Origin of the sequence: Paraburkholderia sp. SECH4, from assembly GCF_030511745.1 — a bacterium.
In the GTDB taxonomy this organism is placed as follows: domain Bacteria; phylum Pseudomonadota; class Gammaproteobacteria; order Burkholderiales; family Burkholderiaceae; genus Paraburkholderia; species Paraburkholderia madseniana.
In genome coordinates, this window is the sequence record NZ_JALOCP010000005.1 from 31,898 (window position 1) to 52,038 (window position 20,141).

The following is a 20,141-nucleotide window of genomic DNA, read 5'->3' on the forward strand; positions in this document are numbered from 1 at the left end:
GGCCAGCGTCAGATGAAGACGGCATAGAGGCATCCGATCGTATCGATCAGATTTCCAGCCGGTAACCTACGCCGTACACGGACGCGATAGGTTCGCTGTCCGGCCGCGCACCCTGCAGCTTGCGGCGCAGGTTCTTGATATGGCTGTCGATGGTGCGGTCGGTGACCACCCGGTGATCCGCGTAGAGATGACTCAGCAGGTAGTCGCGGGAAAAAATGCGTCCCGGCGATTTCATGAGCAGCGCGAGGAGCCGCAATTCAAGCGGCGTGAGCTTGAGTTCCTTACCGTCGAGTAAGGCGTGATGAAACTGCTCGTCGACCTGGAGACCCTGTGAACCCGGTTGCCCCTGTGGCAATCCGTCCGCAGCCGCCGCGGCGGGCGTTGCACGGCGCAGGATCGCCTTGACGCGCGCCACCACTTCGCGCGGACTGAACGGTTTGCAGACGTAGTCGTCGGCACCGATCTCGAGACCCAGAAGACGATCGATTTCGTCGATGCGCGCGGTCAGGATAATGACGGGCAATGCCGAAAATTGCCGTAGCTCGCGGCAGATATCCATGCCGCTGCGCCCGGGCAGCATGAGGTCGAGCAGCATCAGCGCCGGCGGCGTTGAACGAATGAAGGGCATCACTTGATGACCATCGTCGAGGATCGTGGTGACAAAGCCCTCGAGCTGCAAATACGCTTCGAGCACGGCGGCGAGCTTGGGTTCATCCTCGACGATCAGGATGTGCGAAGGGCGCCCTTCGGTCATGTTGTCACGTCTCCTTCCGATGGAAAGCGGGCAGTGATCCAGACGCCGCCCAGAGGCGAGGCCTTGGCGCCGATCGTGCCGCCATGCGCCGTCACAATCGCGTGGCACAGCGAGAGGCCGAGGCCCGCACCGCCGTTCTGACGGCTGCGCGATTCGTCCACGCGATAGAAACGGTCGAACAGGTGCGCGAGCGCGGCATCGGGCACGCCGGGCAGGGAGTCCTGCACGTCGAGTTGCCAACCGCTGGCGCTCTGCGAAAGCGACACGCGCACGTGGCCGTCCGGATCGGTATAACGCAACGAATTCTGCAACAGGTTTTTCAGCAGTTGGACGAAACGCGCGGGATCGACCGCGAAAGTCGTGTCGGCAATGTCCGGCATGCAGGTCAGGTCGAGCTGGATCCGTTTCGCCTTGAACGACTCCCGCATGGCCTCGATCGACGCCCGCGCCAGTTGCCCGACATGGGTCGGCGTCTTGCGATAGCTGAGTGCGCCGATATCGCTCAGCGAAAGCTCGTACAGATCTTCGATGAGCTTGTTGAGCATGTTCACTTCGGTTTGCAGCGAAGTGAGCGAATCGCGGTTGAACACATGCACGCCGTCTTCGATGGCTTCCAGTTCACCGCGGAGCACGGCGAGCGGCGTGCGTAGCTCGTGTGAAATATCCGCAATGAAATCGCGCCGGGAGCGCTCGGTTTTTTGCAGCGAGTCGGCCAATACGTTGAAGTCGCCCGCAAGCCTGCCGAGCTCGTCGCGTCTGCCGGCCGGTACCCGGGCCGTGTAGTCCCCGCCGGCCAGGCGGTGGGTCGCATTCATCAAGCGCTTGACCGGTGCGAGCACTATGCGCGCAAGGACCAGCGCGACTAGCGCCGCGAGCACGATAGCCACGCCCGCGATCTCCCAGGTCGCGCGTTTCTGCTGTGCCTGGAATGCGATGTCGGCGGCGTCCGACAGGGTGTCGGGCCCGTTCACGGCAAGCCAGCCCACCACCTTGCCGGCGTAGACGACGGGTCGCATCGTGCTGCCGGGTGGGGGTGGCTGGCCGGTGCTCGCCACGAGTTCATGGCGGGCGTCGTAGAGTGTGACGGGCGGCCCCTCGGGCGGCGTGTCACGGGTCATGCTGTCATGCGACGGGGGCGAGACGGGAGACGACGCCAATGGGGCTGAAGGAGGCGGCCGGTCATAGCGACTGTCGCCGCTCACGACACCGCTTGCCGATACACGGTCACGTTCCATTGCGATGTCTGGACCGGAAGGTGGCGCCGGTGGCAGGCGCATGCCCCAGTGCGGTCCCTCAGACGGGCCGGAAAGCGGCCCAAGCAGTTGCTGCACGCTGCCACTCCCGGGAAAGGTTCTCCAGCCTGGCAACTTGCCCATCTGCGCCGTGGCGAGTTCTTCGCGCAGGGCGTCGTGCGCGGCGCCGTCCAGCAGCGTGAGCCATGCTTCGGGATGCTCGCGCAGGAAATTCCAGTTGCCGTGAGCGGCGTATTCGCTCGTCACCTTCGCCATGACGGCTTTGATGCGCCCGGCGTTGCGTTCCCGAACGTAGTGCAGGAAGCCGTTTTCGAAGCTCACGCGCAAGGCGTAGCCCATCGTCAGGGAAATCGCGAGACAAGCGATTAAAACGGCGAGGAACATTTTCCAGGTAATGCCAAAGCGCATCTTCGTTCGCTGCTGCCGCGCGCGCGAGAGAAAGGTCCCTAAAGGGCGGCTTGGACGAATTCGGATAGTTTCACTTTGCATGTCTGAATTCTAGATGAATGCTACGTCAATCCACACTTACCGACGAATCTCCACAACTTCTCCATCCTTTCTTCGTTGTGTCTGCGTGTTGTCTGGATATGATGGTATGGCACTTTTACGATGGCCTGACAAAGAGGCCATGTCCGGTGATCAGATCCGTCAGTGGAGCAATCTCATGCAAGTCTCCTCACCTGTGAATCGCGCCGAGTCGCGCGGTTTCCGGCCCGGCCGAAAGACAGCAACTGCTGCCGCAACTCGCGGCGCGGCTGAAAACGGCGTTAGCGCACCACTCGCCACCGACGTCGTGAAGATACGCGGCTGCCGCGTGTCAGCACCGCTCATGCAGCCGTGGGGCGAGTGCTGCCGGATCGTGGAATGGATCAACCGCAACGGTGAATACTCTTGCGTTGCCGTGCGAGGCGCCGCGACCGCGGCCGAGATTCGGGAGCGCGTGCGGATGCATCGCAACGGTCAGCGCCACACTCTGGCAGACGACCCCGCTACGCCTGCGGGCCGCGGGCGTCTGCGGCGTGGTTGAGCGCTGCTGAACCTGGTTGCTGCATGTAGGTCGGGCCAGCGGAAAGGGATTGTAATTGAGCCAAAAAAACTTCGTTATCCTATGGCTGTCTGACTTTCAAGATCAACTCTGAACACTTCCCTTATGCGCATCCTCATCGTCGTCCTGGTCGTGGCATCGATCTGCTGCCCTCCAATTCGCCATGGTTTTCGCCGGGAGAGCATCAATGCTTTCGCACTTGGGAATCACAGCGTTTCTGCCGGCGTTGTCGATGATCTGAACGGGTGCGCGTCGCGGGCACACTATGCATCGGGATTCAGGCCAATCGTTTCGGCGGATTTCAACTACGGGTTCGGTGGCCTGCTGGCGGCGACCAGTGACCTGTATTCCGACTATGTCGGCTATATCGACATCATTGACGTGATCGACGCCGCGATGACGTTGCCCATCATGCAGCTAGCGTTAGAAGAAGGTCAAAAGTAACGCGGTATGGCGGCAAGCACGCAACGTGTCGTGCGATGCCGTTCGCTTTTGCCCGCCTCAAGCAAGGGTTGTTATTCGAGCTATTCGAGCGACGGTACGAACATATAGCCTCGTCCGCGCAAGGTTTGAATGAACCTGGGATTGGCCGGATCTGCCTCTATCACGCCGCGCAGGCGGCAGACCGCAACATCCAGACTCGCCTTCTGGCTCTCCGCTCTTCCTAGCTGGCTGTTGACCATCGAACGCGTCAAGATTCGCATCGGATTGCTTGCGAACAGCTTGAGCAACGCAAACTGGCCGGAGCGCAGCGAGATTTCGCAACCGTCCTTGAGCAGACGCCGCGTAGCGAAGTCTATCTGGTAACTGCCGAATAACACCTTCTCACGAATTTCTGGCGCGTCGCAAAGCGATCGGTTGCAGCGTTGCACGGCGCGCTTGATTCTGGCGGTCAATTCGTATGGATCGATTGGGTCGACGATATAGTCGTCCGCACCCAGTTCGAAGGCGACGATTTTGTCGACGATCTCATCAGAAGTGCTTTGCACGAAGATGGGCATGTCGTAGCCGGCTAGCCGCAGTTGCCGGAGCGCCTCTCGCGCCTCGCTCATCGGCGACTCGGCGCGTAGCAGGATCGCTGACGGACACTCCAGTTCCACCCGGCTGACAAGCTGAGCCGCGCTATACAGCACGGAGAGTGCGATCTGGTTCTTGTGAAGATGAAAGCGCAACTGATCCCGGACGGATTGATCGGGTTCGACTACAAGAAGGCTGATCGTCATAAATCTGCGTTACCTCCCAACCGGAATCGACGGTTGCAGCCCGTGCGATATTCACGTTCAGCCAATTCAACCATCCGCTGCTTTGGAGCGACCTATCGAACTCAGCAAGCGGACCGGACAGGGTCGCGCTGATGATGAGCGAATGATAGATATCAATGTCGCAGCAACAATGGTGAAATTGAGGAGACTTTGTGAAATTGGAGCAGCAGGACGCAGATGATGTGCTTTGAACGGGCCCCGAACCGATTCATACCGGTTGGGCGCCTGGGCGCGACTGAAAGCGTGAGGGAATGATGCAGGTGATGCTCGCGGTCTTCATGCCATGACCGCGGGCGTTGAAAAGCAGAACGACGTGATCAGAACGATGTGCCGATCTGAAACTGGAATACCTGGTACTTGTCAGTGGAGTGTTTGATCAGGGGGAAGCCAACGGACAGCTTGAGTGGGCCGATCGGTGAAATCCACTCAAGACCGGCGCCGTAGCTGTACCGCAAGCCGTTGGCGCCCGTGCTGTTGCCTTCGTCGCCCCAGACGTTGCCCGCATCCATGAAGGTGAAGACGCGCAGCGTGCGGTCCCAGCCGGTGCCCGGCAGTGGGAAGGTCATCTCGACGTTGGCCACGACCATGCGCGAGCCGCCGATCGGGTCGCCGGTCGTCTTGTCGGTCGGACCGAGTGAGCCCGCGTCGTAGCCGCGTACCGAGCCGATACCACCCGCGTAGTAATTCTTGAAGATCGGATAGGCTTTTCCGGCAAAGCCGTTGCCGTAGCCACCTTGAAGATTCAAGCCGAGAATGAAACCGCGTGCGAACGAATAGTAATACTGCGCCTGAACGTCCGCCTTGTAGTACTCGGTGTTGCCAAGTGGTGTACCCACTTCGCCATTGGCTTGAAAGAAATAGCCCCGGCTAGGCACCAGTGCGCTGTCGCGATTGTCCCGGGCCCAGCCCACCGTGAGCGGCACGTTGTTCACCACGCTGCCGAATTCGGCTACGTAGTCCTTGTAGCTCTGAGGTGTCGACGAATCAATGGACAGCCGGTCCTGTTCGAGACCGGCGCCGAAGTAAACGGTGTCGGCTTCGGAGAACGGAATGCCGAATTTCAGGTCCGCGCCCACGGTGATGATCCGGAAACTCGTGTCGGTATAGTTGTAAAGCGGATAGGAGGTTCGGTAGTAGACGTCGGTGATCCGCTTGATGCCGTCCACCGTGAAGTACGGATCGGTTTGCGTCAGGGTCAGGGTGCGGTAGGTCTTCGCGGTGTTCACGTTGAGGGCGAGGCTGGTGCCGGAGCCGAACACGTTGTCCTGCGAAATCCCGGCCGACAACACCACCTTGTCCGTGGACGAGTAGCCCGCGCCCAAGGTAATCGCGCCGGTGGGCTTTTCGCTCACCTTGACGTCCACATCGACCTGGTCCGGCGAGCCTTCCACCGGCACTGTGGTCACGTCGACATCGGTGAAATAGCCGAGACGGTTGACCCGGTCTTTCGACAGCGCGAGGCGGTTCGAATCGAACCACGAGCTTTCAAGCTGACGCATTTCACGGCGCACCACTTCATCACGCGTGCGTGAGTTGCCGACCACGTTGATGTGACGCACGTACACGCGGCGGCTCGGGTCCACTTGCAGCGTCAGGTCGACCTTGTGGTGTTCCTGATCGATCTGCGGCTGCGCGTTGACGGTGGCAAACGCGTAGCCGTATTCACCGAGTTTGTCGACGATCGCCTTGGTGGTTGCCTGCAATTTTTCAGCGTTGAAACGCTCGCCTGGTTTGATATTGATCAGCTTGGCCAGCTCGGGCTCGCGATCGAGCAGATTGCCCGCGAGCTTGATCGACGAAATCGTGTACGGCTCGCCTTCGTGCAGCGTGACCGTGAGGTACATCTCCTTCTTGTCCGGCGTAAGCGATACCTGGGTCGACTCGAAGCTGAACTCCAGATAGCCGCGGTTCAGGTAGTACGAGCGGATGCGCTCCAGGTCCCCGGTCAGCTTGTCTTTCGCGTACAGGTCGTTCTTCGTGTACCACGAGAACCAGTTCGGCGTGGACATCTGCATTTCGTCGCGTAACGTGTCCGTGCTGAAAACGCTGTTGCCGATGAAGTTGATCTGGCGGATCTTCGCGCTCGGGCCTTCTGCGACAGAGAACAGTATCGCGACCCGGTTGCGGTCGATCGGCGTGATCGTGGTGGTGACTTCGGCGGCATAGTAGCCACGCGTCAGGTACTGGCGTTTCAACTCCTGCTCGGCTTTGTCGACTAGCGCCTTGTCGTAGTAGCGGCCGTGCGAAAGCCCAACCGCATTGAGTGCCTTGGTCAGGTTTTCCTTGTCGAACTCGTGAATGCCGGCGAAGTCGATCGTGCCGACCGCGGGGCGCTCCTGAACGTGAACGATGACGACATTGCCTTCGGTCGAGATATTGACGTCGTTGAAGAAGCCCGTGGCGTACAGCGCGCGAATCGATTCCGAAGCCTTATCGTCGTTAAACGTGGCGCCCTGCTTGATGGGCAGGTAAGCAAACACGGTACCGGGCTCGACGCGCTTCAATCCCTCGATCCGGATGTCCTGCACCACGAACGGCTGCGCTGCGTGGACTGCCCCGCTTGTCAGCGCGACACCGGCGAGCGAGAGTGCGCCGGCGATACGGTTCGTTAAAACTTGAAGTTTCATCTTGGGTTTTCAGTCCTGATGCAGCGCGCGGAGCGCAGACGGGAGCGCTCGAAAGCAAGCGACGCATTCGAAACGACGTTCCATGACTCTGGAAAGCGCGAAGTATAGGGACGCGTTTTCTGCCGATCGTTACTGAAAACTTTCCAACCATTCAGGCCGCCAAGGTGCGCATCGAGCGCCCGCGCAGGCGGACGCCGATTGGAGCGCGAGTGTCGAAATAATGCGTTACAGACTCAAAAGAAGCGTAGTCCGCGCGTAACCTGGCGGCGACTTTGCACTGCTATCGTCAAATTGTCGATTCCGCTACCTGCGTAACGCGATCTGGAGAAGTGGTCATGATTGAATTTCTTTCACCGGCGGTTCTTGCGGCTGTCTTGCGCGTCAGTTCCTCACCGATCTTTTCAGTCCGTCTGGCAATGGCGTCGATGCGCACGCTTCGCGCTGCGCCCGGCAACTCGGTGAGCGGTGCGGCAGGCCGCTCCGAGCTTGTGCAGGAGGGCACACGTCATGTCTGATCCGTCGACGTTCATGCTGAATTCGATCACCGATATGCAGTTGACGGCGGACGGTCAATATCTGCTGATTCACGGCAATTAACCCACGGCGGCGCTGCACCGTTCGGTGCTCAACGATCTGCTGGTGGCGCTGCCTAACGCAATAGAGCACGCCGACCGCGTGATTCATAACAATCAGGAGATGGGCTTCGCGCTGCACTGCCAGGGTTGGGAAGTCGGCCGACTGAACGGCATGGAAATGGTCGTGATCCGGTTCCGTCTATCCGGCAGCGCGGGGCTGTCGTTTTCGTTGCCTGCGGAGCAGATTCCGTATCTGCTTCAGGCGCTGGGCGGCGCTGCGAGCGGGGCAGGCGCAGCAGCGGACCCCCGCTCTAACGACGTCACACTCCAATAGCACCGTGTGCATTCGCCGCTGTTCATCCTGACGCAAGTCAGGGCTTCCGTTCGCCTTGATGCGTCTGTCATCCTTTCCGATCCTTATCTGTTTTGATACTACGCGGTGTATTTCGACGCCTACGCTTAAGGCCTCTCGTTTCTTTCATACTGGGTACGGCTGGATGCGTGCCCCTCGCCGGATATGCTCAATTAGTCGGTGCGTCTGCGATTCCGGAACCGCTCGACGGTGTCTGGGGTCTGCGGCTGGATCCGCAACTGACCGAGCAACCCCTGCGGCCGGGCGACAAGTCCGTTACTTCGGCCATCGCCGATTCGGTAACCGCCACCACCGCCACGGACGTTTCGCTGAAGGGTCACGCGCAACTGCGGCGTTACGCGTCGATCGTTAAAGGCGATGCACTGCACTACGACGTCGATACCGACAAGGCCGACGCTTTTGGACAGGTGCGACTGGTCGACAACGGCAATGTGTTCGATGGCCCGGACGCGCATTTCTACGTCGAAGCGAATGAAGGCTACATCAGCGTGCCGAAATACCGGTTTCATCTGACAGGTGGCTGGGGTAGCGCTCAACGCGTGGATCTGGTCGATAACGAGCGCACGGTCGTTCATCACGGTACGTACAGCACCTGCCAATGCGAGTCGGAACCCGCGTGGTATCTGAAGGCCTCCGAATTCGACATCGACAGCGGCAACGACGAGGGGATCGCGCACAACGGTGTGCTGTTTTTTCAGGGCGTGCCGCTACTGGCGAGCCCATGGCTATCGTTTCCCTTGTCCGGCGCGCGGCGCAGCGGCTTCCTGCCGCCGACGTTCTCGATCAGTTCGACCAACGGCGTCGACGTCGCGTTGCCGTACTACTTCAACCTCGCACCGAACTACGATTTAACGCTGACGCCTCGCATCATGTCGAAGCGAGGCGAGATGTTGACGGCGGACTACCGCTATCTGCAGCCGAACGATTCGGGGACGCTCTCGATCGCGTGGCTGCCACACGATGCGATCACCAACACCGATCGGTACTCGATCGCGCTGAATCAGAACTGGAACCTCGGCTCGGGCTTTGGCGCCTACGTCAACTACAGCCGGGTGTCGGACTCGACGGTGGTGACCGATCTTGCGTCGGGTGTCGCGTTTCCGACGGGTTCCACCACGCTGTATCAGCAGGAAGCGGGTTTGACTTACTCAAACGGGCCGTGGAGTGTGCTGGCTCGCGAGCAACGTTGGCAGGCTTTTACAAGCGACTCGACCTATAACCGCGAACCGCAGGTCAACGTTCATTACGCACGCTATAACGTGGGGGGCTTCGACTTCGGCGCCGAAGCGGATGCGACGCGCTTCACGATTTCGTCGGCCGATGCGACGCAAGGCAGCCGCTTCGTTTTCAACCCGTACGTCAGCTATCCGATCGAGCGTCCTGGCTGGTTCATCACGCCGAAGCTCGCATGGCATTTCGCCGCGTATGACCTGACGACGATCGGATCGGATGCGCCTGCCGGGCAGCCCAAGACGTTCGACGTCAACGTGCCGACCTTCACCCTCGATTCGGGCATGCGCTTCGAGCGAAGCGTGCGGCTCTTCGGACAGTCGTACATCCAGACACTCGAACCGCGGCTGTTCTATGTGTACACGCCTTACCGCAACCAGGCATTCGCGCCGCTGTTCGATACGGCGACGGCCGATTTCGGGCTGGCGGAACTGTTCATGCCTAACAGCTTCGTCGGCAATGACCGGGTGTCGGATGCTAACCGCCTCACGGCGGCGCTGACGACGCGCTTCATCGATGCTTCGAGCGGTGACGAACGATCCCGTTTCGTCCTTGCAGAGCAATACGACTTTCGCACGCCACGCGTGACGCTCAACACAGACGATGCAATTGGCACCGTTGCGCGCACGAGTGTGATTGGCGGCGCGTCGTACAAGCTGGGGGCGGGTTTTTCGGCGGAACAGGCGGTGGAGTACAGTCAGGCCAACCACTATCTGACGAATGCGGAAGCCGGCTTTGGCTGGTCACCGGCTTCACGGCAGGTGTTGAATGTCGCGTATCGCTATACGCGTGCCAACAGCACGCTCGATTTTCAACCGGTCAATCAGTTCATCGTGTCCGAGCAATGGCCCTTATTGCACAACGTTGTGAGCGTGGCGCGTGTCAATTACGACATGAGCACCCATCGGCTGATCGCGGGCTTGCTGGGACTTCAATACGACGCGGATTGCTGGTCGCTCGGCGTGGCGTTCGAGAAATACACCAACGCCACCAGCTCGACCACGTCGCCGAGCACCGGCACGCGCGTGTTGATGCAGCTTCAGCTCAAAGGCTTTTCGCAGGTCGATAACGGTCTGCTCAATCAGTTTCGCGCGAATGTGCCGGGCTATACACCGGCGACAACGGAAACCGAACCGACATCCCGCTTCAGCGATTATCCGTAACGGGCTGCTGGACTAGTTGTGATTCTGCGAGAACAGCGTTTCGAGCGGATAGTGACTCTTCACGAACGGCGACTTGATGATCACGTAGCTGAAGTACTTCTCGATGCCGATATCACGCTCCAGCAGACCCTCGATGATGCTCTGATAGTGGCTCACGCTGCGGGTGACGAACTTCAGCAGGTAATCGTAGCCGCCGCTCGCCAGATGGCACTCCACGATTTCGTCGACGTCTTTGATCGCATTCACGAACTTGATGAAGTCTTCCCGCCGATGATCGGCGAGCGTGACTTCGGTAAACACGATCTGCACGTCGCCGAGCTTTTCGAGCTGGATCTGCGCGCCGTACCCGATGATGTAGCCGGCCTTCTCCAGACGCTTGACGCGGATCAGGCAAGGACTGGGCGAAAGGCCGACCGCGTCGGCAAGCTCGACGTTGGTTATGCGGCCTTTCTTCTGCAACTGGGAAAGTATGCGCAGGTCAATCCGGTCCAGCTTGCTGTCGCTGCTCATCGTAACGTTATCGCTCCGGCGATGGGTGAAAGGGTCTCGAAGGACCCTCTACTCTAGCATGCAGTGGCATGAATTTTGACCTTCAGCGCGGCCCGGACATCGGCTTCTCCGAGAACGTCATCGAGGGTTTTTTCAAGGCGCTCGAACATCAGATCGAACTCGGCCTCGGTGTACGACAGCGCCGGCGCGAAGCCGAGAATATTGTCGCCGAACGCGCGGAAAATCAGGCGGTTTTCATACGCAGCCGCGGCGATCCGTTCGGACAGTTTCAGCGCAGGATCGAAACCCGCTTTGGTGTCCTTGTCCGATACCAGTTCGAGTGCGCCGAGCAGGCCACGATGGCGCGAGTCGCCCACCAGCGGATGCGCGAGCAGCGCGTCGAGGCCGCGGGCGAAACGCGGGCCACGTGCCACGCCGTTCGCAAGCAGGCCGCCTTCGTGATAGAGGCGCAGCACTTCGAGACCGATCGCCGCGCTGACCGGATGCGCCGAATACGTATGGCCGTGGCCGACGATCGCTTCGGCGTCGCCATCGGCGATACCTTGATAGATTTCGTCAGACATCAGCACGGCGCCCATCGGCGCATAGCCGGAGGTCAAACCCTTTGCCACCGTCATCAGGTCCGGTTCGACGTTTTCGCCCTGGCATGCGAACAGCGGACCCGTACGGCCAAAACCGGTGATGACTTCATCGGCGACGAACAGAATGCCGAGCTTACGGCAGCTTTCGCGCATCGCTTTCAACCAGCCGACCGGCGGCACGATCACGCCGCCCGAGCCCTGGATCGGTTCGCAGAAGAAGGCCGCGACGTTGTCCGCGCCGAGTTCGGCCACCTTTGCTTCGAGCGCGGCGACCGAGGCGGCGATCAACGCGGCGCCGTCGGCGAAATCGTTGCGGTACGCGTACGGCGACGGCAGATGATGCTGGTTCGGCAGCGGCAGATCGAAATTGCGGTGGAACGCGGGCAAGGCGGTCAGCCCCGCGCCCATCGTCGACGAGCCGTGGTAGCCGCGTTGCAGCGCGATGATGTGTTTCTTCGACGGCCGCCCGGTTGCGTTGAAGTAGTGCGTGATGAAACGGATCGCCGAATCCACTGCATCGGAACCGCCGAGCGTGAAGTACACGTGTTGCAGCGAAGCGGGCGACACCTCCACCAGCTTTTGCGCCAATTCGATCGCCGGAGCCGAGCCGAAATGGAAATAGCTGGTCGCGTAGGGCAGTTTCTTCATCTGCTCGGTGGCGACGTCGACAATGCTTTGCTGGCCATAGCCCACATTCACGCACCAGAGGCCGGAGAAGGCATCGAGTAGTTCGTTGCCGGCCGCGTCGCGCAGGAACGCGCCGCTGGCCGATTCGAGGACGGTGACGCCGCGGGCTTCGTGCGCGCGGTAGTTGATGACCGGGTGAATCAGATGCTTGCGGTCGGCTTCAATGAGCGAATGAATCGGCATGATGGTTTCTCGTCGCGGGGAAGGGCTGTTGACTGTTCCATACTACTGACCCACGACGATCGCCCGCTCACCTAAACAATTGTCTGAAAAGCGCATCCGACGCGTTTTGATGTGCGGCCTCAGCATTTTCTGCTGCGGACGCTGAAAAGCCGCGACGGGTGGGGGTTCCATTCAGCGCTGCGCTCAGTGTCCCAGAGTCAATATCCCTGGGTCCGGTCAATCTGACCGAGCATCGGCAGGCCTTCGCGATGGCGGCGCAGGTTCTCGAGCACCACGTCGACAGCGCTCTCGGGGCGCGTCGAGCTGGCGATATGGGGCGTGATACGCACACGTGGATGCGTCCACAACGGATGACCAGCGGGTAGCGGCTCGGGATCGGTGACGTCGAGAATGGCGTTGTGCAACTGGCCGCTGTCCAGCGCTGCCAGCAGATCAGGCTGATTCAGATGCGGACCGCGCCCCGTTTGAATCAGCGATGCGCCGCGCGGCAGCTTCGCGAACAATTCGGCATTGAGCAGGCCGCGTGTGGCGGGCGTGAGCGGCAACAGGCAGATCAGAACGTCGGTTCGGGCGAGAAACTCATCTAGCGCGCCTTCGCCTGCATAGCAGTCGACGCCTGCGATCTCACGCGGCGAACGGCTCCACCCCGCGCAGGCGAAGCCGAATAGCCGCAGCTTTTCCAGCACCGCCGTGCCCAGCACGCCGAGCCCCAGCACACCAATGCGGCGAGCGCTGGCCGGCTGGGCGGGCAGTTCACGCCAGACCTGCTGTTGTTGCTGATGGCCATAGTCGAACAGATCGCGATGGATCGTCAGCACGGCTTGCGTCACGTACTCGACCATCCCTTCAATAATGCCCGGCTCGATCATCCGTACCACCGGTATATGGGCCGGCACGCCCGACAGGTCGAACTGGTCGATGCCCGCGCCGACCGAGAACACGATTTCGAGGTTGGGGAAGGCGCGCGTGGGATCTTCCGGCGGTTGCCAGGCGGCGAGATAGCGGATCGCGGCTGGGTCGCCGAGATCGGGCCAGACGTGGAACGGCAGGTTCGGTGCTTTCTGTGCGAAGAGTTTGGCCCATTGCGCGCCACGCGCCGGGTCGGCTTTGTAAAGGAAGGCCATGGTGGATCAGCAGATTGCCTGGTTGATGATGCCGTATTGCAGATAGGGCGCGTCCTTGCCGGCGCTGGTGCTGGTGTTGCCCGTGCTCGCAAGATCAGCGGGCGTGGCGTGCCGAACCATTTTGACGACCGTATCCACCCGCGGCAGCCCCAACTGCTCCAGCCATTCGGTCAGCCCGCTTTCGCCTGGCGTATCGATGCGAACGAACACACCTTCGTTAAGCGCGAGCCAGTGACTGATCAACGCTTTGGCGCGGCTCGAATCTTCCGACTCGGGTGCGACCACTGGTCCGATCGCAAAGCCCCGTCCGAAGCGGCGAAACAGGGCGAAGCCGACCAGTTCGCCGTCGCGATCGAGGGCAATGCCGTCGGCGGCGCTCAACAGTGCGGGCAAGACTTCTCCGCGATCCAGACCGCTTGCCTGCGAGGCCAGTTCGACCAGTCGTGCCGTATCGCTTGAACCGAGCGGGCGCAGACGTTCCCCCGGCGGCAATGAAACGAGGGGCGGCTGAAATGCGGCGCCCTGATGCTGGTCGAGCGTGCCGATCGCGCGAAAACCGAGCTTTTCATACAAAGGCTGCCCCGCCGTGGTGGCGTGCAGCAACGTGATCCGGCCGCCGAGTTCTTCCAGCACCAGGTCCATCAGCTTCCTGCCGATGCCGCGCCCTTGCTGCTCGGGGGAGACGATCACCATCCCGAGTGAGGCCCGGTCGGCGCCGTATTTCCAGCACAACGCCGTGCCGATCACGCCACTCGCATCTTCCGCGACGAAACCGACGCCGAGTTGCGCCACGAATCTCCAGTCGTCCGGGCGATGCGGCCATTTGAGCTCGACCGTTAGCGCATGCGCGGCGGCGATGTCCTCGTGGGTAAAGCGTCTGTAGGTAATCGAATCGGACACGCCGTACTCCCTGGATGGCTGAAGGCTCACGCCGTCACTTTGTCATTCGGTGCGCGGTGTGACTAGGACGATCTTTTTATCCGGGCCGCCCGACAGGGCCGCATCGCAAATCGATGCAAAACGCCACGTTTCATCGTGCATTACAAGCGTGTTCTGCTGCGTGGGGATTTTTGTCGGCGATATATGCCGCGCCTGTGGCTCTACGATTTTGCCATGGCGGCGGCGCGGTCGAGACGCACCGCCCGGGACCCACAGCAGTCACACAGGAAACCTTTCTCATGGACAGCTTCAATCCGGACGACGTCGCGATTCGCAGCGGGCATTTCATCGGCGGTGAGTATGTCGACGAGAACGAGCGCGGCGGTGAGCGCCGCATCGAGGTGGCGCGCCCCTCGGACGGGGTGATCTATGCCTCTGTGCCGCTCGCCGGCGCCGGGATGGTGGACCGCGCGGTGGAGAACGCCTGGCAGGCCTTCAGAACGAGCGGCTGGGCGCGCATGGCGCCGCGTGAGCGCGCGAAGATCCTGCGCCGTTTCGCCGAGCTGGTCGAAGCCGATGCGCCGTTCCTGGGCCGTCTGGAGGCGCTCGGTTCGACGCGTCCGATTGCTCAGGCAGTTGGCTGGGACGTGCCGTTCACTGCCGAGGGCATCCGCTTCTACGCCGAGTTCGCCGACAAGGTGGGTGGCGATGTGGCAGCAACCGATCATGACCACCTCGGCATGACCATCGCCGAGCCGTACGGCGTGATCGGGGCAATCGCGCCATGGAATTTCCCGCTGGTGATGGCGTCGTGGAAGATCGCGCCCGCACTGGCGGCGGGCAACGCCGTCGTGTTGAAGCCCTCGGAGATGACGCCGTTTTCGGTGTTGCGGCTTGCCGAGCTGGCCGTGCAGGCGGGTGTGCCGGCCGGCATCTTCAACGTGATCCAGGGCGATGGCCGTGTCACCGGCGATGAACTGGTGCGCCATCCGAAGATCAGCAAGGTCACCTTCACCGGTTCCACGCGTACCGGCGCCGCGATCATGGCGGCCTGCGCCAATAGCGGTACCAAGCCGGTCACGCTCGAACTGGGCGGCAAGAGCCCGCAAATCGTGTTCGCCGACGCCCCGCGTCTCGACGATGTGGCGCGCCGGATCGCCGGCGCTATTACCGGCAACGCGGGCCAGGTGTGCGTGGCGGGCTCGCGGCTGCTGGTCGAGCAAAGCCTGGCTGAGCCGCTCGCCGAGCGTATCGGCAAGGTCTTCGCCGAGTTGAAACCCGGCGCGACGTGGGCCGCGGGCACTACGTTGTCGCCGATCATCTCCGCGCCACAGGCGGCGCGCATCGAAGGGATTGTCGGGCGCACGCTGGAGGCGGGCGCGACGCTGCGCTTTGGCGGCGTGCGGGCCGACGGCGGGGTGGCCGGTGCATCGAGCGGCGCGTTCTATACACCCACCTTGCTCACGAACGTCACGGCCCACTCCGAAGCCGTGCGCGAAGAAGTGTTCGGCCCCGTGCTGACACTGCAAACCTTCGACACCGAAGAAGAAGCGCTCGCGCTCGCCCAGCATCCTGAGTACGGCCTCGCAGCAGGCGTGCACACCGCCGACCTCGGCCGGGCGCTGCGCTTCGTACGCGGCCTCGAAGCGGGGACGGTCTGGGTCAACCGCTACGGCCGCACCTCCGACTTCATGATCCCCACCGGCGGCTACAAGCGTTCAGGCATCGGCAAGGACCTCGGTCGTCAGGCTTACGAGGCAAACCTGCGCTTCAAGAGCGTGTTGATCGACTTGCGTGCTTGATGTCAGCAATGACTCGTAAGCGGAAACCCGTACGCGGTTCCACGGGTTCGGCTTTCACCGGCCGGTACAACGAGTCGATCAGCAGCGAATCCCGCAACGCCAATACGGACGGGGCTTTCAGCCCGTCCACCGCAGACTGTGCTGCGCAACGGCCTCAAAACGCATGGTTTGTGTCATCAGCAGCGCCCTAATCAGGAACATCTATGTTTTTGCGCTGATTAAATCTTTAACAGGAATGAGCATCAACTGTTTTCGTCACTGAACTCAATGTGGGTTCACCACCACGATAGGACTGCACCATGATCGAATTCGAACCGAAGTACATCACCTTCGACTGCTACGGCACGCTGACCAAATTTCGCATGGCGGACATGACCCGCGAAATGTTCGGCCACGTGCTGCAAGGCGACGACCTGGAGAAGCTCGTTACGTTTTACTCCGGCTATCGTCGTGACGAAGTGCTCGGTGCATGGAAGCCGTATCGCGACGTGGTCGTCAATGCGTTGCGCCGCGCCTGCAAGCGCATGAATGTCGAGTTCAATGAAGTCGAAGCCGAGAAGATCTACACGGCGGTGCCGACCTGGGGTCCGCATCCGGACGTACCGGAAGGCCTTTCGCGTCTGGCGAAGAAGTACAAGCTGGTGATTCTGTCGAACGCGTCGAACAACCAGATCCAGAGCAACGTCGACAAGCTCGGCGCGCCGTTCCACGCAGTCTTCACCGCCGAGCAGGCGCAGTCGTACAAGCCGCGCATGCAAGGCTTCGAATACATGTTCGACCAGTTGAACTGCAATCCGGAAGACGTGCTGCACGTGTCGTCGAGCCTGCGCTACGACCTGATGACAGTGCATGACATGGGAGTCAAACACAAGGCCTTCGTCAAGCGCGGCCATGAACCGTCGACGCCGTACTACCAGTACTACGAAGTCAACGACATTCCGCATCTGGCCGCGGAACTCGGCCTGTAAGCGACGTTTGCACATTTACCGCCTCGCTCATTGCCCATCTCAAGGACAGACCGGATGAAGCTCGATTCCTATTGGCTCGACACCGCACCGCCGCTCGTTTCGGCGTGTGAAGGTCCGGTCGAGGGCCAGGCCGATGTCGTCGTGATCGGTGGCGGCTTCACCGGGCTGTCGGCGGCGCAGGCCTTGGGCAAGCGCGGCGCTTCGGTGACGGTGCTCGACGCGGGGCGAATCGGCGGCGGCGCGTCCGGGCGCAACGGCGGGCAGGTCAATACCGGCGTCGCACAGGACTTCGTCGCGCTGGTCGCGCAACTCGGTGTGGAGCGGGCGAGCGCCTGCTACCGCGCGTTTTCGGATGCGGTCGATACGGTCGAGCGTCTGATTCGCGAGGAAGACATCGATTGCAATTACAGCGCGACCGGCAAGCTGAAACTGGCGTCGAAACCGCATCACCTGGCGCATCTGGAGAAGACGGCGGAGTTGATCCGGCGCGAAGTCGATACGGATATCGAATTAATCGGACGTGAGCGGATTCGCAGCGAGATCCAGTCGGACAGTTTTTACGGCGGACTGCTGCAACGGCACGGCGGCCAGATGCATATGGGCAAGTTCACGGTCGGACTCGCCGATGCCGCGGTTCGTCGCGGCGCGAAGCTGTATGAAAACGCGGCGGTCACCGCGATTGCGAAGGACGGCGCCGGCTTCAAGGTCACCACCGCACGCGGTGAAGTGCGCGCAAAGCAGGTGTTGATCGCCACCGGCCCGTCGCGGCATGGGCCGTTCGGCTGGTATCGGCGGCGGCTTGCGCCGGTCGGTTCGTTCATCGTCGTGACGGAACCGCTGTCGCCGGAATTGCTGGCACAGGTGTTTCCGAACCGGCGCGCGTACACCACCACGCGGCTGATGCACAACTACTTCCGCGTGACGCCCGATTCACGTTTGCTGTTTGGTGGCCGTGCCCGCTTCACGGCGTCCGAGCGGCCTTCCGATGCAAAGAGCGGCAGGATTCTGCAGCAAGGTCTCGCCGCGATGTTTCCGATGCTGGCCAACGCTCGCATCGACTATTGCTGGGGCAGCCTTGTGGACATGACCGCGGACCGCCTGCCGCATGCCGGGCAGCACGACGGCATCTATTTTTCGCTGGGTTACAGCGGCCACGGCACGCAGATGTCGACGCACATGGGCCAGGTGATGGCCGACGTGATGGACGGCCACGAAGAGCGCAATCCGTGGCGAGAGTCCGAATGGCCCGCGATTCCAGGCCACACCGGCAAACCCTGGTTCCTGCCGCTGGTAGGGACGTACTACCGCATCAAAGACATTTTCTATTGATTCTTCACTGTTGTATTTGCCACTAGAAACCACGCTGCTATCCCTGTCACCCTCGCGGAGAAGTTCGATGAATAAGGAAACCTCACAACATGGCGCTCTTCAACTCGGCACCGAGTTGGAGCGATTGACGTCAAAAGGCACGTCGCGGCGCGGTGTGCTGCGCGCGATGGCCGCGGCCGGGATGATGTCGGTAACGGGCGCCGGCCTGTTGACCGCGAGCGGCGAGGCATTCGCGCAAGCGAAGCCGAAGCAGGGCGGCAAGATCCGGGTGGCGACGCAGTCCGCTTCGGCTGCCGACACGCTCGATCCGGCAAAGGGCGCGCTCGGCACGGACTATGTCCGCGGCTTCATGTTCTACAACTGCCTGACCGAACTCGATTCGCATCTCGGCGCGAAGATGGCGCTCGCCACCTCGCTGGAGACGACGGATGCGACGGTGTGGGTCGTCAAGCTGCGTCCCGGCGTGCAGTTCCACGACGGCAAGTCGCTCGCACCGGCAGACGTCGTGTACTCGATCATGCGCCATAAGGATCCGGCGACGGCGTCGAAAGCGAAGACGCTCGCCGATCAGATCAAGGAAGTGAAGGCGACGGGCCCGAACGAAGTGACGATCACGCTGGAAGGTCCGAACGCCGATCTGCCGGTGATTCTCGCCACCTCGCATTTCCAGATCATCAAGGACGGCACCAAGGATTTCAAAACGGCGGTCGGCACGGGCCCGTTCAAGGTCAAGGAATTCTCGCCGGGCGTGCGTACGGTTGGCGTGAAGAACGAGAAGTACTGGAAGCCGGGCCTGCCGCACCTGGACGAAGTCGAACTGATCGGCATCGGCGACGAGTCGGCGCGCGTGAACGCGCTGCTCTCGGGCGACGTGCAACTGATCAACGCGGTGAGCCCGCGTTCGACCACGCAGATCAAGGGCGCTGGCGGTTTCTCCGTGCTGGAGACGAAGACGGGTCTGTACACCGACCTGGTGGTTCGCGACGAAGGCGGCATTACCGGCAACGACGATTTTCGGCGAGGCATGATGTACCTGCAGGACCGCGAGCAGATGCGCCGCGCGATCTTCCAGGGTTACGGCGCGATCGGCAACGACCAACCTATCGATCCGACCAACAAGTACTACCTGGCCGGTTTGCCGCAGCGTACCTTCGATCCGGACAAAGCGAAGTTCTATTTCCAGAAGGCGAAGGTCGGCAGCGCGCCGATCCAGATTTTCGCGTCGCCGGCGGCGGAAGGCTCGGTTGAAATGGCGATGTTCCTTCAACAGGTGGCGCCGCAAGCCGGCCTGAATCTGCAGGTATCGCGCGTGCCGTCCGATGGCTACTGGTCGAACCACTGGATGAAGCATCCGCTGGGTTTCGGCAACGTCAACGCGCGTCCGAGCGCCGACGTGATCTTCACCCAGTTCTTCAAGTCGGACGCACCGTGGAACGAAGCGAACTGGAAGAGCCCGAAGTTCGACCAGATGCTGCTTGCGGCACGCGGCGAACCGGACGATGCGAAGCGCAAGAAGATTTACGGCGACATGCAGGTGCTGGTGCATGAAAACGGCGGCGTCGGCATTCCGCTGTTCCAGAGTTCGCTCGATGCCTACACGGCGAAGCTCAAGGGCCTCGGCTCGATTCCGTTGGCCGGCCTGATGGGCTTCATGTTCGCGGAAAACGTCTGGCTGGATGCTTGAGCCGGCCGTGCCTGACGGACAGTAACAAAGGGTTTCCAGTCTGACGAACTGGGAAGTCGAACCCGGCAATACGCACGCCGCCTGTTCGCGGCGTGCGGCTTCACCCTTGGAG

General features: G+C 61.3%; 16 protein-coding genes and 1 pseudogene. 9 read left to right on the forward strand and 8 right to left on the reverse strand.

Going from position 1 to position 20,141, the window contains the following annotated elements; genetic code table 11:
• Nucleotides 1-46: 46 nt before the first annotated feature.
• Both M0D67_RS09295 and M0D67_RS09300 read right to left on the reverse strand, forming a co-directional pair.
• Nucleotides 47-754, reverse strand: a complete 708-nt coding sequence (locus tag M0D67_RS09295; RefSeq protein WP_266238644.1) for a response regulator — start codon at nucleotides 752-754, stop codon at nucleotides 47-49.
• Nucleotides 751-2,415: an ATP-binding protein gene (locus tag M0D67_RS09300; RefSeq protein WP_266238645.1), complete on the reverse strand. Its 1,665-nt coding sequence runs from the start codon at nucleotides 2,413-2,415 to the stop codon at nucleotides 751-753. Before M0D67_RS09300 ends, M0D67_RS09295 begins: the two co-directional genes overlap by 4 nt.
• A gap of 256 nt (nucleotides 2,416-2,671) precedes the next feature.
• Here M0D67_RS09300 and M0D67_RS42090 point away from each other — a divergent pair, with 256 nt between their 5' ends.
• Both M0D67_RS42090 and M0D67_RS09310 read left to right on the forward strand, forming a co-directional pair.
• Nucleotides 2,672-3,034: a DUF2866 domain-containing protein gene (locus M0D67_RS42090; RefSeq protein WP_308112563.1), complete on the forward strand. Its 363-nt coding sequence runs from the start codon at nucleotides 2,672-2,674 to the stop codon at nucleotides 3,032-3,034.
• Nucleotides 3,035-3,157: 123 nt separating this feature from the next.
• Nucleotides 3,158-3,496 (forward strand): hypothetical protein, encoded by a 339-nt coding sequence (locus M0D67_RS09310; RefSeq protein ID WP_266238646.1) that lies wholly within the window; start codon nucleotides 3,158-3,160, stop codon nucleotides 3,494-3,496.
• Between the two features lie 80 nt (nucleotides 3,497-3,576).
• Here the strand turns inward: M0D67_RS09310 and M0D67_RS09315 are convergent, their stop codons facing one another.
• Together M0D67_RS09315 and bamA are read right to left on the reverse strand one after the other, a co-directional pair.
• Nucleotides 3,577-4,275, reverse strand: coding sequence for a winged helix-turn-helix domain-containing protein (locus M0D67_RS09315; protein ID WP_266238647.1), 699 nt, complete (start codon nucleotides 4,273-4,275; stop codon nucleotides 3,577-3,579).
• 356 nt (nucleotides 4,276-4,631) lie between these two features.
• The gene (gene bamA, locus M0D67_RS09320) at nucleotides 4,632-6,941 is read right to left on the reverse strand and encodes an outer membrane protein assembly factor BamA (RefSeq protein ID WP_266238648.1); all 2,310 of its coding nucleotides are present in this window, start codon (nucleotides 6,939-6,941) and stop codon (nucleotides 4,632-4,634) included.
• A gap of 335 nt (nucleotides 6,942-7,276) precedes the next feature.
• Here bamA and M0D67_RS09325 point away from each other — a divergent pair, with 335 nt between their 5' ends.
• The 3 genes and pseudogenes from M0D67_RS09325 to M0D67_RS09335 all read left to right on the forward strand — a co-directional run bounded on the left by M0D67_RS09325 (nucleotide 7,277) and on the right by M0D67_RS09335 (nucleotide 10,282).
• Nucleotides 7,277-7,456: a hypothetical protein gene (locus tag M0D67_RS09325; protein WP_266238649.1), complete on the forward strand. Its 180-nt coding sequence runs from the start codon at nucleotides 7,277-7,279 to the stop codon at nucleotides 7,454-7,456.
• Nucleotides 7,449-7,850: pseudogene (locus tag M0D67_RS09330) on the forward strand (hypothetical protein). Before M0D67_RS09325 ends, M0D67_RS09330 begins: the two are co-directional and overlap by 8 nt.
• A gap of 146 nt (nucleotides 7,851-7,996) precedes the next feature.
• A complete protein-coding gene (locus M0D67_RS09335; protein ID WP_266238797.1) occupies nucleotides 7,997-10,282 on the forward strand; it encodes an LPS-assembly protein LptD in 2,286 nt (761 codons plus the stop codon).
• 12 nt (nucleotides 10,283-10,294) lie between these two features.
• Here the strand turns inward: M0D67_RS09335 and M0D67_RS09340 are convergent, their stop codons facing one another.
• From M0D67_RS09340 to M0D67_RS09355, 4 genes are all read right to left on the reverse strand, one after another.
• The gene (locus M0D67_RS09340; RefSeq protein WP_054039304.1) at nucleotides 10,295-10,792 is read right to left on the reverse strand and encodes an Lrp/AsnC family transcriptional regulator; all 498 of its coding nucleotides are present in this window, start codon (nucleotides 10,790-10,792) and stop codon (nucleotides 10,295-10,297) included.
• 53 nt (nucleotides 10,793-10,845) lie between these two features.
• The gene (locus M0D67_RS09345) at nucleotides 10,846-12,243 is read right to left on the reverse strand and encodes an aspartate aminotransferase family protein (RefSeq protein WP_154562441.1); all 1,398 of its coding nucleotides are present in this window, start codon (nucleotides 12,241-12,243) and stop codon (nucleotides 10,846-10,848) included.
• A gap of 197 nt (nucleotides 12,244-12,440) precedes the next feature.
• A complete protein-coding gene (locus M0D67_RS09350) occupies nucleotides 12,441-13,367 on the reverse strand; it encodes a glyoxylate/hydroxypyruvate reductase A (protein ID WP_266238650.1) in 927 nt (308 codons plus the stop codon).
• A 6-nt stretch (nucleotides 13,368-13,373) separates the two neighbouring features.
• Entirely contained in the window at nucleotides 13,374-14,267 is an 894-nt protein-coding gene (locus M0D67_RS09355) for a GNAT family N-acetyltransferase (RefSeq protein WP_266238651.1), read from the reverse strand.
• 278 nt (nucleotides 14,268-14,545) lie between these two features.
• On the opposite strand from M0D67_RS09355, the gene M0D67_RS09360 reads away from it, so the two are divergent.
• The 4 genes from M0D67_RS09360 to M0D67_RS09375 all read left to right on the forward strand — a co-directional run bounded on the left by M0D67_RS09360 (nucleotide 14,546) and on the right by M0D67_RS09375 (nucleotide 20,029).
• Nucleotides 14,546-16,048 (forward strand): aldehyde dehydrogenase, encoded by a 1,503-nt coding sequence (locus M0D67_RS09360; protein WP_266238652.1) that lies wholly within the window; start codon nucleotides 14,546-14,548, stop codon nucleotides 16,046-16,048.
• A gap of 299 nt (nucleotides 16,049-16,347) precedes the next feature.
• A complete protein-coding gene (locus M0D67_RS09365) occupies nucleotides 16,348-17,016 on the forward strand; it encodes a haloacid dehalogenase type II (protein ID WP_154562435.1) in 669 nt (222 codons plus the stop codon).
• A 54-nt stretch (nucleotides 17,017-17,070) separates the two neighbouring features.
• Nucleotides 17,071-18,345 carry an FAD-binding oxidoreductase gene (locus M0D67_RS09370; RefSeq protein ID WP_266238653.1) on the forward strand — a complete coding sequence of 425 codons (1,275 nt, stop codon included), beginning with the start codon at nucleotides 17,071-17,073 and terminating at the stop codon, nucleotides 18,343-18,345.
• A gap of 67 nt (nucleotides 18,346-18,412) precedes the next feature.
• Nucleotides 18,413-20,029: an ABC transporter substrate-binding protein gene (locus tag M0D67_RS09375; protein ID WP_266238654.1), complete on the forward strand. Its 1,617-nt coding sequence runs from the start codon at nucleotides 18,413-18,415 to the stop codon at nucleotides 20,027-20,029.
• Nucleotides 20,030-20,141: the final 112 nt, after the last annotated feature.